The sequence below is a fragment of the Plantactinospora sp. WMMB782 genome (assembly GCF_049179135.1).
Taxonomy (GTDB): Bacteria; Actinomycetota; Actinomycetes; order Mycobacteriales; family Micromonosporaceae; genus Plantactinospora.
The window spans coordinates 2,179,661-2,191,234 of the sequence record NZ_JBMHMC010000007.1 but is presented as its reverse complement, the minus strand read 5'-3'; the positions used below and the strand labels follow the sequence as shown (position 1 = coordinate 2,191,234).

The following is an 11,574-nucleotide window of genomic DNA, read 5'->3' as shown; positions in this document are numbered from 1 at the left end:
AGTGCCTTCTTCCACGAAGGTCAAGCCTGGCCGACGATTTCCTTGGTTACAAGAGGGAACCGACCTGCCGGGTGGTAACCGACCGACGCGCCCCGGCGGTTCCCTCGCGCGGTCCCGCCTGTGCCGAGGAGCCGTTCTGTGTCCAGTCCACCGACAGTCCAGCAGTCAAGCGATGCACAACGCGTCGACGCGCGCGCCCGGGGCGTGCTCGTGGTGATGTGCGGAGCGATCTTCCTGGAGGGGATCGACGTCGCGATGCTCAACGTCGCCCTGCCGGCGATCCGCGCCGACCTCGGCCTCTCCACCGGGGAACTCCAGTGGGTGATGAGCGCCTACGTCCTCGGGTACGGCGGCTTCATGCTGCTCGGCGGCCGCGCCGCCGACCTCTACGGCCGGCGCCGGATGTTCCTCGGCTGGCTGTTGGTATTCCTGCTCTTCTCCGGGCTCGGCGGGATCGCCACCGAGAGCTGGCTGCTGGTGCTGGCCCGGTTCGTCACCGGCGTCGCCGCCGCCTTCATGACCCCGGCCGGACTCTCCATCATCACCACGAGCATCCCGGAGGGACCGCAGCGCAACCGGGCCCTGCTGGTCTACGCCGGGATCGCCTCCGGCGGTTACTCGCTCGGGCTCGTCGCGGGCGGCCTGCTGACCGCGATCGCCTGGCGGTGGGTCTTCTTCGCCCCGGTACTCTTCGCGCTGGTCCTGCTTGTCGCGGCCGTACCGCTGGTGCCGAGGTCGCCGCGGCCCGACCCGGCCGGCCGGAGCGTCGACCTGGCCGGCGCGGTGACCGTCACCGCCGCCCTGCTGCTGCTCGTCCTGGCGGTCGAGCGGGCACACACCAGCGCCGGGCAGACCATCGGTACGCTCGCCGCCTCGCTCATCTTCCTCGGCGCGTTCCTGCTGACCGAGTCGCGGTCGCGTACCCCGTTGGTCCGGCTCGGCATCCTCCGCTCCGGAGCACTGGTCCGGGCGAACCTGACCGGGCTGCTCTTCCTCGCCGCGTTCTTCGGGTTCCAGTTCGTCGCCGTGCTCTACCTACAGGAGCTGCGCGGCTGGTCGACGCTGGAGACGAGCTTCGCGCTGTTGGCGGTCAGCGTGGACGTGGTACTCGCGCCGATCCTCACGCCCAGGCTGGTCGCCCGGTACGGCACGCCACGGGTGGTCCTCGGCGGGCTGCTCCTCGCCGCCGTCGCGTACGCGCTGTTCCTGCCGATCGGTCCGGACACCGGCTATCCGGCGATGTTCCCCACGGTGATCATTCTCGGGGTGGCGTTCGCGTTGGTGTACGGGCCGCTCACCATCGGCGCCACGGACGGGATCGGGGAGCGGGAGCAGGGCCTGGCCGGCGGGCTGCTCTACACGTCGTTCCAGTTCGGTGCCGCCCTCGGCCTCGCCGCCGTGACCGCCGTCAACGTCGCCGCGACGGGCGCCGGCGGCACCCCGGACGCGATGCTCGACGGCTACCGGGCGGCTCTGCTGGTGCCGCTGGCCGCCGTGCTCGTCGCGGTCGTCGTCACCGCCTCCGGGGTACGTCGCCGGCCGGTCCGGCCGGCGCGGTCCACGCCGCCCATCTGACGTTTGTGGCCCGGACCCGGGTCGGTGGCGTGCTCGATGCCACCACCCGGGTCGGCGTCCGGGCGGACGCGTCCGGGCAGCGCCCAGGACCCGTCCCGGGGAGCGGGCATAGCTTCACTCGGAGAGTGTCGAGCTGCCCCGCCTGCGCACCCACCGCCCACCGACCGCACCGCTGCGTCCCTCTGCGCGTTCGCCCCGTCCGTGCACCCAGCTCGACAGTCTCCACAACGGACCTTGTCGGCTCGCGAGCCGTCGCGGCGACCGGCGCCGCACCAGCTGACCGGCCCCGCACCGGGCGATCGGTGCGGGGCCGGGTTCGCGGCGGGTCGGCGTACCGCCGCGTAATCGTCGGGCGTCGCGTCGGTCAGGCGCGGCGCCACTTCTGGTTGTCGCCGCCGGTGCACTCCCAGAGCTGGAGCTTGCCGCCGTTGGCCGTGTTCCGGTCGCGGACGTCGACGCACTTGTTCGCCTGCGGGTTGACCAGGTCGCCGGCCGCGCTCAGCACGAACTGCTGGGCCGGGTTGCCGTTGCAGCCGACGATCTGGATGTTGGCGCCGTTGGCGGTCGAGCCGTTGGCCACGTCCATGCACTTGCCCATCGCCCGGACGGTGCCGCCGGTGAAGGTCCAGCGCTGGGCGGCGGTGCCGTTGCAGTCCCAGATCTGCAACTGGGTGCCGTCGGCCGGGTTGGCGCCGGGGATGTCGATGCACCTGTTGGCCAGCCCGACGAGCTGGCTTCCGGTGCCCGGGTTGCCGCCGCCGGTGTTCCAGCCCCAGACCCGGACGTAGTCGACGACCATCTGCTGCGGGAACGTGGTGCTCGCATCGGGGTAGCCCGGCCAGTGGCCGCCGACGGCCACGTTCATGATCATGAAGAACGGGTGGTCGTAGACCCAGCGGTTGCCGTTCAGGTCGGCCGGGGTCTTGCGGCCGTACTGGATGCCGTCGACGTACCAGGTGATCGAGTCCGGCGCCCAGTCCACGGTGAAGGTGTGGAACGCGTCGGCGAACGCCTGGCCGCCCGGCAGCGTGTAGCGGTGGCTGATCGCACTGCCGCCCGAGTAGCCGGGGCCGTGCAGCGTGCCGTAGACGTTGCCCGGCTCGCGGCCGATGTTCTCCATGATGTCGATCTCGCCCATGTCCGGCCAGGGCATCCCGCCGAGCATCCAGAACGCCGGCCAGATGCCCTGGCCGCGCGGCACCTTGAGCCGGGTCTCGAACCGACCGTAGGTCTGGGTGAAGCGGTCTGCGGTGAGCAGTCGGGCCGAGGTGTACTGGCAGCGGCCGTAGTGGCACTGGTAGTTGGCGGGGTTCTCCCGGCGAGCGGTGATCACCATGTTGCCGTTGCCGTCGTGCGCGGCGTTGCTGGTGCTGTTGGTGTAGTACTGCTGCTCGTTGTTGCCCCAACCGCCGCCGCCGATGTCGTGCTTCCACCTGCTGCCGTCGGGCGGGGTACCGGCTGGTGCGTTGAACTCGTCGCTCCAGGTGAGCGCGCCCGGCTCGGCGCCGGCCGGGCCGGGTGGGGTCACCACCAGGCTCGCGGCCAGCAGGGCCAGGACGAGGGTGGCTCGGCGTGTACGCATGTAAATGTTTTTACGCCAGAGAGCGCTTTCTGGCAAGGTTGTTAACTAATTTAGCCTCGCTCCTGGGGTGCTGCGGGGTGCGCCGGGGGCGGTAGGTATGGGAATATCTCTCGGAGTAGCTATATCGACACGCAGAGCTTCCCTCTGGTTGGAGGTGTCGTGACGCAGCTGTCGTTCTTGGTCCAGACGAGAGCGGCCCGGAGCCGAAGCACCGAACCCCTCCACGAAATACGGGGAAACGGTGTGTGTGGCCGGACTCAGCGTCGACCCGCTCCGACGGGGCTGGGTGCGTCTCTACCCGATCAACCACCGTGACCTTGTTCGTGAGGACCGATTCCGGAAATACGAGATCGTGTCCATCGATGGCAGGCCTGCGCGGCAGGACCAGCGCCGGGAGAGCTGGAAGCCGATGATTGACTCGATCTCGCGGGAGACCTTCGTCCCGCCCTGGCGGAAGCGGCGCCAACTGCTCGATCCCTATGTCGAGGATTCGATGTGCCGGGTGCACCGCGCGACAACGGAGCGGCCGGACGCGCCGTCACTGGCGTTGATCCGGCCGGCCCGAATCGACGGCATCCAGGTCATCCCGCACCAGGGTTGGTCCGTCGATGAGCAGCGCAAGATCGACGCGTACGTGGGTCAGCTCGATCTGCTGGACAGCAGTGACCGGACACCGCTCGAGCCGCCGCGCTTCCGCGCCGCCTACCGCTACCGTTGCCACGAACCAGGGTGCGGCGGCCATCGGCAGGGCCTCCGGGCGCGGGCTGCCTGAAGTACCAGCTCCCGGTGACACTGCCGCTGGTCGGCCTCGAAGCAGAGTAGCGCGACGAGTTCCTGCCGACTCGCGTCGGCGAGCGTGTCCAGTACCTCGACGGCCTCCGGGCGCGTGAGCAGTCCGGAATAGACCGCACGTGCTTGCGCCCGCGCCTCCGGCGAGCCGGTGAATCCCGCGCGGTTGTCTCTCGGGTTCCCCAGCTCACGTCGGTGCTCGTAGCCGATTCCCGCATCCCCCAAGGCCTGTCCGAGCGCCGTCTTGCTGAACCCCGGCTTCCGGGAGATCGGATTGAGCCGTACGTCGACCAGACGTGTCACGCCCATCGACAGCAGGTCCGTCACGAAGCCCCCGATATCCCGGCCCTGGTAACCCACGCCGACCAGTCCGGCGCGTACGGACACGGATATCGTCATGGAACCCATCCTTCCGTACCGGCGTGTCTCTACGCCGTGATGCCCAGTCGGTCGAGGATCCAGGCGGCGACGAAGGCCTCCTCCCGCCAGGAGTCGTAACGCCCGCTCGGGCCGCCGTGCCCGGCACCCATCTCCGTCTTGAGCAGGTACGACCCCTGTGGCGCGACGGCACGCAACCGGGCGATCCACTTCGCCGGCTCGTGGTAGAGCACCCGGGTGTCGTTCAGGCTGGTGACGGCGAGGATCGCCGGGTAGTCCTGCGCGGTGACGTTCTCGTACGGCGAGTACGACTTCATGTAGGCGTACACCTCGGGGTTCTCCAGCGGGTTGCCCCACTCCTCCCACTCGGTGACGGTCAGCGGCAGCGACGGGTCGAGGATCGAGCTGAGCGGGTCGACGAACGGCACCTGCGCGACGATCCCGGCGAAGGCGTCCGGCGCCAGGTTGGCCACCGCGCCCATCAGCAGCCCACCGGCCGAGCCACCCCGGGCGACCAACCGGTCCGGCGTCGTCCAACCGGCCTTCACCAGGTGCCGGGCGACCGCCACGAAGTCGGTGAAGGTGTTCTTCTTGGCCAGCAGCTTGCCGGTCTCGTACCACCGGCGGCCCATCTCGCCGCCGCCGCGCACGTGCGCCACGGCGAAGACGACGCCCCGGTCCAGCAGGGAGAGTCGGGGGATGGAGAACCACGGGTCCATGCTCGCCTCGTACGAGCCGTAGCCGTAGATCACGCACGGTGCCGAGCCGTCCCGGGGGGTGCCGGCCCGGCAGACCAGCGAGATCGGTATCCGGGTCCCGTCGTCGGCAAGCGCCCAGTCCCGGTGCTGCTCGTAGTCCGCCGGGTCGAAGTCGCCGAGCACCGGCTTCCGCTTGCGCAGCACCATCTCCCGGGTGACCAGGTCGTAGTCGTAGACCGAGTCGGGCGTGGTCAGCGAGGCGTAGTGCAGCCGGATCTCGGTGGTCCGGTACTCCGGGTTGCTGTCCAGGCCGACGCTGTAGAGCGGTTCGGGGAAGTCGATGTCGTACGTCTCGGTGCTGCCCACCGGGAGCACCCGGATCCCGGTCAGGCCGGAAGTCCGCAGTGACACCACGACGTGGTTGGCGAAGGCGTCCACGGACTCCAGCCGGGTGCCGGGACTGTGCTCGATCATCGGCACCCAGTCCCCGGGCGCGTCCGCCGAGGTGTACGCCAGCGCGAAGTCCTCCGCGCCGTCGTTGTGCAGGATCAGGAAGCGGTGCCCGTGGTGCTCGACCGAGTATTCGACGCCCTGCCGGCGGGGGGCGATCACCGCCGGCTCGCCGGTCGGGTTGGCGGCCGGGATGACGCGTACCTCGCTCGTCACCTTGCTGTGCGAGTCCATGACGACGAAGTGTTCCGAGCGGGTGAGCCCGACACCGACCCAGAACCGCTCGTCGTCCTCCTGGTAGACGATCTCGTCGGCCTCGGCCGCCGTGCCCACGGTGTGCCGCCACACCCGGTAGGGCCGCCAGCTCTCGTCGACGGTCAGGTAGAACAGTGTGGAGCCGTCGGCCGACCAGGCGCTGCCGTAGAACGTGTCCGGCACCTCGTCGGCGAGCACCTCGCCGGTGTGCAGGTCCTTGACCCGCAGCGTGAACCGCTCGCTGCCGGCGAAGTCGGTGGAGTAGGCGAGCCAGCGGCCGTCGGGGCTGACGTCGAAGGTGCCGAGCGCGAAGAAGTCGTGCCCCTGAGCCAGCGCGTTGCCGTCGAGCAGGATCTCCTCGCCCGGCAGCGGTGCGCCGTCCGACGGCATCGGCGGGGCCGTCTCGTCGTCGCGGACCGATCGACGGCAATGGATGCCGTACTGCTCGCCCTCGACCGTCCGGGTGTAGTACCAGTGGCCGTTCTTGCGGGTCGGCACCGATAGATCGGTCTCCTTGGTCCGCCGCTTCGTCTCGTTGAACAGCGTCTCCCGCAACAGCCCGAGCCGGGCCGTGGTCTGCTCGGTGTACGCGTTCTCGGCATTCAGGTAGGAGATCGTGTCCGGGTCGTCCTTGTCGGCGAGCCAGGCGTACTCGTCGATCACCGTGTCGCCGTGGTGGGCGCGCTCGGTCGGGACCCGCTTGGCGACGGGGGCGGCGGTCGTCTCAGTGGTCACCGGGGTCACGTTACCCGCACCCGGCCGGCGGCAGGGCGGTCCGGTACGGGCCGGGCGTTGCCGAAAATTAGTACATGTGTACGATGACCAAGGTGGGGGAGATCTCGATAGAACGGCACGGCGGCGCCGACATCGCGCGGCGGCTCGCGGGCATCTGTGGTGCCCACTTCGCCCGGCCGGCGGGGGCGGCCGACGGGGTGGCCGGCGCGGCGGCCCGCTGGGTCGCGGCACCGGGCAGTCCGGAGGCGGTCACCGAGGTGGTCCGGCTGGCCGCCGAGCACGACCTCTCGGTGGTCGCCCGGGGCGCCGGCACCAAGCTGGACTGGGGCCTGCCTCCGTCGCAGGTCGACATCGTGCTGGACACCGGCCGGCTGGCCGGGGTCTGGCGGCAGCCGGAGGACGAGCTGGTCGCCGAGGTCGGGGCCGGCACGCCGGTCCGGGCCGCCGAGGCGATCCTGGAACGGACCGGGCGCCGGCTGCCGTTCGACGTGCCCTCGGTCGGCGCCACCGTCGGCGGTGTGGTCGCCGCCGACGAGAGCGGCCCGCTGCGGCACCTGCACGGCAGCCCCTGCGACCAGCTCGTCGGGGTCAGCTACGTCGACGCCTCCGGGGTGCTCACGCACGTCCGGGCCGGCGCGCCCGCCGGGCTCGGCGGCTCCGGCGGCTCCGGCGCGACCGGCGGGTCCGGGGTGGCCGGCGGATCCGGGACGGGCCACCGACCCGGCGCGGACCGTCGGGCCGAAGAGTGGCCCGGGGCGGACGCCCGGTCCGCCGCCGACGGTCGTGCCGACGGGCCGGCGGCGCCTGTCGATCCCGACGTCGCCCGGCTGCTCTGCGGCTCGCAGGGCGCGCTCGGCGTGCTGGTCTCGGCGACCCTGCGGGTGCAGCCGATCCCGGCCAGTCGGGCCTGGGTGACCCGTTCGGTCTGGACCCCGCTGGAGATGCACGACCTGGTCCGCGCCGTCCTCGACGCCGAACTGCGGCCCACCGCGATCGAGGTGGACCTCCCCGGCGGCCGGGTGCCGGCGGGCGGACCGCGCGGTCTCGGCTCCGGCGGCCACCTGCCACCGGACGGGCCGGGCGTCACGGGGGCACCCGGCCCGTCCGGTCCACCCGGCTGGTTCGGCGCCCCGGACCGCTCCGTCGTGCCGGCCCGGCCGACCACCCCGGTCGACTCCGCCGCCCGGGGCCGCTCCGGCGCCGGCCGGGCTGGAGCGGGGCGTGCCCGCTTCGGCGAGCCCGGCGCCGGCACCCTGGCGGTGCTGTTGGAAGGCGGGCCGGCCCAGGTGGCCGAGCGGGTGGCCCGGTTGACCAGGCTGCTCGGCGGTGACGCCAGGGCCGAGTCGACCGCACCGGCCTGGTGGCGCCGCTATCCGTTCCGGCCCGACCAGGTGGCGCTGCGCATCGAGGTGCCGATCCACGACCTGCACGCCGCCGTCTACGCGCTGCGGGACGCGGCCGGGTCGCCGGTTCCGGTCCGCGGTTCGGCCGGGCTCGGCGTCGTGCACGCCGCGCTGCCCGCCGACTCGTCGGCGCAGCGGGTCGGCACCATCCTCGACGGGGTACGCGCGGTGTTGCGGGCCCGCTCCGGCCGCTGCCTGGTGGTCGCCGCCCCGGCCCGGATCCGGGCGGTGGTGGACCTCTGGGGCGACCTGCCCGACCTGCCGTTGCGACGCCGGATCAAGGAACGGTTCGATCCGGCCCGACGACTTGCCCCCGGGCGTTACCCGGGCGGCATCTGACCCCTGGGCGGGGGTGCGCCCGGCCCGGTCGGTCCGTGCCGACCGGGCCGGGCCTGGGTCAGCAGTTCGGCACCCCGGGCAGTTGGGCCGCCGGATGGTCGATGTAGATGTTGGTCATGAAGCCGTTCTGGTCGCGCAGCCGGGACCACCAGTTGTTGGTGTAGCCCTCGGCGCTGACCGTGTCGCCCTGCTTCTGGCAGAGCACGTAGACCAGGGTCGGTCCGGCCAGGGTCGTCACCGTGGCCGCACCCAGTCGGGCGTCGCTGCGTACCCGTACCCCGGTGCCCCAGGTCCAGAAGGCGGTACCACCGCCGCAGCCGTTGTCGCTGGTCAGGTGCCGCTGGTTGTACGAGCCGGGGTAGGGCGCCAGCGAGCTGCCATTTATCACGATGTTCTGGCCGGCGCCGTTGTAGAGCTGCTCGTAGTGGATGTGCGCCCCGGTCGAGTTGCCGGTGCTGCCGGTGGTGCCGATCTGCTGGCCCTGGCCGACCGTGGCGCCGTCGGCCACCGAGAACGCGGCGAGGTGGAAGTAGTAGGTCGTCCAACCGCCGCCGTGGTTGATCACGATGTAGTTGCCCGCCCCGCCGGCCTGGTAGTAGCGCCGGGCGGTGCCGGGAGCGGAGGCGAGTACGGGGGTGCCGGCGGTGCCGCCGCCGTCGGAACGTACGAAGTCGAGCGCGAGGCGTACCTCGGCGCTGTGGTGGGAGTAGGTCCAGCGCTGTCCACAGGGGAACGGGGCCTTGAACACCGGTGCGGCGTGTGCCGGGGTGGCCGCCACAAGTGTCGCGGCGAGCGTGGTGCAGACGGTTGCCGTGAGGGCGAGCAGTAGCCGGATCGATCGCAAGGGTTCCGTCCTTCCCGAGCGGGGGTGGGGGAATGGCCGGCCGATGCGTACGCAGGGAAATGCTATCGAGAGGATCGGGATATGTAAATACTTGCCTTAACGGATGTTCAGGAGTGAAGGTTTCCTCCAGGTGTCCGGCCCGGAGCAGGCGGCGGTCAGTCGGTGGAGTCGTTCCGGAGCACCAGGATGGCGATGTCGTCCCGGGGCGACTCGACCGAGAAGTTGATCGCCGTGGCGCGCAGCCGGGCGGCCAGCACCTCCGCCGAATAGCCGGCCAGCGGCGCCGCCGCGTCCCGCAGCCGGTCGATGCCGAAGAGTTCCCGGCCGCGCCGCCGCTCGGTCACCCCGTCGGTGTAGAAGACAAGCGCGTCACCGGGACCGAGCCGCATCTCGGCGACCGGCGAGGTGATCGAGTCGAGCAGGCCGAGTGCCGTACCCCCCGAACCGACGAACGACGTCCGCCCGTCCGCGCGGACCAGCACCGGCCGGTCGTGCCCGGCCAGATAGAGCGAGACGGTGAGCCGGCCGATCCGGTCCCGCTGCACGGCGGCCAGCGCCAGCGTGCAGTACCGGCCGCCACCGCGCTCCACGAGCGTGCCGTTGAGCCGGGACAGCGCCTCCGGCAGCGGCTTGCCGTCCCCGACCAGTACCCGGATCACGTCCCGGACCAGCCCGGTCACCGCCGCCGCCTGCACGCCCTTGCCGGAGACGTCCCCGACCACCACCAGCCAGCGGTCGTCGGCCAGTGGCACGACGTCGTAGAAGTCGCCGCCGACCTCGGCGGCGTCCCCGGTCGGCACGTACTCGGCGGCGAAGCCGATGCCGTCGACCACCGGCAGCACCGGCGGCAGCAGCGACTGCTGGAGGGTGTGTGCCACCTTGCGCCGCTCGTCGTGGATCCGGGCGTTCTCGATGGCCAACGCCGCCCGCCGGGCCACGTCCTCGAGTACGGCGATCTCGTCCGGGTCGTGCCGGTGCCGCTGATGCCGGCCGACCGCCAGGGTGCCGAGCCGCTGCCCCCGGGCCACCAGCGGGATGGCGAAGCCGTCCAGCGGCGGACCGATCGGCACCTGCCCCTGGCTGCGGGACGCCTCGCGCAGCCGGGACTGCACCGACTCCGGACCGTCGTCGGAGAGCATCTTGTGCAGCTGCGGCAACACCGCCTCGTCGGCGTGGGTGGCCGCGGCCAGCTTCAACCCGCCCCACTCGTCCGTGACGTGCACCGCGCACCACTGCCCGAGCCGGGGCACCACGAGCTGCGGGATCAGCGCCATCGTCAGCTCGACGTCCAGCGACTGGGCCAGCAGCTCGCTCGCCTCGGCGAGAAAGGTCAGCCAGGTCTGCCGGCGTACGTCGGCCCGGCGCAGCCGGTCGTTCTCCAGGTGCAGGGAGAGCCGCTCGGCGACCAGCGTGGCGAGCGGGCGGGCGTACCCGGAGGGCGCGGCGTCGAGTTCCAGCTCCCCGGCGTACGGCCGGTGCACGGTCAACGGCACCCGGATCAGTTCGTCGCCGGGGCGGGGCTGCCGGCCGTACCGGGCCAGCAGTTGCCAGCCCGCCCCGTCACCCCGGTCCAGGCGTACCGCGCCGCCGGCCGCGCCCACCATGTCGCCGAGCCGGACCAGCAGGTCGGCGGCGAAGGTGGGCAGCGGGTCGTCCGCGTACGGGTCCGGGGCGGTCTGCATCAGCGCGCTCATCGCCCCGGCGCTCGGCGCGGACGGCGGTGGCGCGCTGGCGGCGCCCGGCCGGGCCACCCTGTCCGGCGGCGAGTACTGCCCGGGGGTGATCTGACCCTTGCGGTCCAGCCGGAACCAGACGCCCTTGCCGGTGGGCTGGTGGGTGGTGCCCCAGCGGCTGGCGAAGTGGTCGACCAGGAGGAGTCCCCGGCCCCGTTCGGAGACCTGGGAGATGTCCGTCAGGTCGTTCCTGGGCCGGGCCGTCACGTCCTCGAGCGGTCCGGCGGCGAAGTCGGAAACGGTCACGGTCAGCCCGGAATGGTCCGCGACGACCTCGATGTCCAGTTCGGTGCGGGCGTGCTCCACGGCGTTCGTCGAGAGTTCCGTGGTGAGCAGCAGTGCCTCGTTGAGCAGCTCGTCGAGGCCGGCCTCGTCGAGTACCGACCGGACCAGGGCGCGCGCGGCCGCCGGGGTACGCCGGTCGGCGGGTAGGCGTACCCGGCGCAGCTGGTCGCCGCCGCCCGCGGCGCCCGCCCCGTCGGTCCCCGTGCCGCCCGCGTCCGCTGACACCCTTCGCATCCTCCACGGTCCGAGATCCAGGCCACCCTATCCGGGGCGGGCACATCGGTGGCCCGCTCGTGCCCGCCGGGCGGCCGGTGCGGGGCGCGCTAGGCTGGACGCTGCCCCACTTGACCGTTCTGCCCGCTTTCCGGTCGCGCCGGTCCCGTCGGTTGCCGGTGCCTCCGGTGTGCGGCCGAGGGTGGCACCGGGCGGACGAAAGGCACAATGATGTGTGTGGCCGTGACCGGCGCGGGTTCGCGCGGGCACGGCGGAGCGGATACGCCGACCACCT

Annotated in this window: 7 protein-coding genes and 1 pseudogene; 3 read left to right on the top strand and 5 right to left on the bottom strand. The window is 72.0% G+C overall.

All coding sequences use genetic code 11. The features are described from left to right. The first annotated feature begins 138 nt into the window (after positions 1-138). Positions 139-1,575, top strand: a complete 1,437-nt coding sequence (locus ACN28A_RS12055) for an MFS transporter (RefSeq protein WP_421395061.1) — start codon at positions 139-141, stop codon at positions 1,573-1,575. Between the two features lie 364 nt (positions 1,576-1,939). Here ACN28A_RS12055 and ACN28A_RS12050 read toward each other — a convergent pair whose 3' ends face one another. Continuing rightward, positions 1,940-3,157 (bottom strand): family 16 glycosylhydrolase, encoded by a 1,218-nt coding sequence (locus ACN28A_RS12050; protein WP_421395059.1) that lies wholly within the window; start codon positions 3,155-3,157, stop codon positions 1,940-1,942. Between the two features lie 247 nt (positions 3,158-3,404). On the opposite strand from ACN28A_RS12050, the gene ACN28A_RS12045 reads away from it, so the two are divergent. After that, positions 3,405-3,929 carry a hypothetical protein gene (locus ACN28A_RS12045; protein ID WP_421395057.1) on the top strand — a complete coding sequence of 175 codons (525 nt, stop codon included), beginning with the start codon at positions 3,405-3,407 and terminating at the stop codon, positions 3,927-3,929. On the opposite strand, the gene ACN28A_RS12040 is transcribed toward ACN28A_RS12045, so the two are convergent. Together ACN28A_RS12040 and ACN28A_RS12035 are read right to left on the bottom strand one after the other, a co-directional pair. After that, positions 3,866-4,345 (bottom strand): DUF488 family protein, encoded by a 480-nt coding sequence (locus tag ACN28A_RS12040; protein ID WP_421395055.1) that lies wholly within the window; start codon positions 4,343-4,345, stop codon positions 3,866-3,868. The genes ACN28A_RS12045 and ACN28A_RS12040 overlap by 64 nt on opposite strands. Before the next feature lie 29 nt (positions 4,346-4,374). Then, positions 4,375-6,462: a S9 family peptidase gene (locus ACN28A_RS12035; RefSeq protein ID WP_421395053.1), complete on the bottom strand. Its 2,088-nt coding sequence runs from the start codon at positions 6,460-6,462 to the stop codon at positions 4,375-4,377. A 74-nt stretch (positions 6,463-6,536) separates the two neighbouring features. Between ACN28A_RS12035 and ACN28A_RS12030 the strand changes: the two genes are divergently transcribed. After that, a complete protein-coding gene (locus ACN28A_RS12030) occupies positions 6,537-8,204 on the top strand; it encodes an FAD-binding oxidoreductase (RefSeq protein WP_421395051.1) in 1,668 nt (555 codons plus the stop codon). Between the two features lie 295 nt (positions 8,205-8,499). Here the strand turns inward: ACN28A_RS12030 and ACN28A_RS12025 are convergent. Together ACN28A_RS12025 and ACN28A_RS12020 are read right to left on the bottom strand one after the other, a co-directional pair. Next, positions 8,500-9,030 (bottom strand): annotated as a pseudogene (locus ACN28A_RS12025) (M23 family metallopeptidase); the annotation flags it as partial. A 173-nt stretch (positions 9,031-9,203) separates the two neighbouring features. Then, positions 9,204-11,300 carry a SpoIIE family protein phosphatase gene (locus tag ACN28A_RS12020; RefSeq protein ID WP_421395049.1) on the bottom strand — a complete coding sequence of 699 codons (2,097 nt, stop codon included), beginning with the start codon at positions 11,298-11,300 and terminating at the stop codon, positions 9,204-9,206. Between the last annotated feature and the right edge of the window lie 274 nt (positions 11,301-11,574).

Excerpts from the sequence above, each read along its gene's own strand:
- ACN28A_RS12050 (WP_421395059.1), bottom strand. The coding sequence starts at position 3,157 with ATGCGTACACGCCGAGCCACCCTCGTCCTGGCCCTGCTGGCCGCGAGC.
- ACN28A_RS12040 (WP_421395055.1), bottom strand. The coding sequence starts at position 4,345 with ATGACGATATCCGTGTCCGTACGCGCCGGACTGGTCGGCGTGGGTTAC.
- ACN28A_RS12030 (WP_421395051.1), top strand. The coding sequence starts at position 6,537 with ATGTGTACGATGACCAAGGTGGGGGAGATCTCGATAGAACGGCACGGC.
- ACN28A_RS12020 (WP_421395049.1), bottom strand. The coding sequence starts at position 11,300 with ATGCGAAGGGTGTCAGCGGACGCGGGCGGCACGGGGACCGACGGGGCG.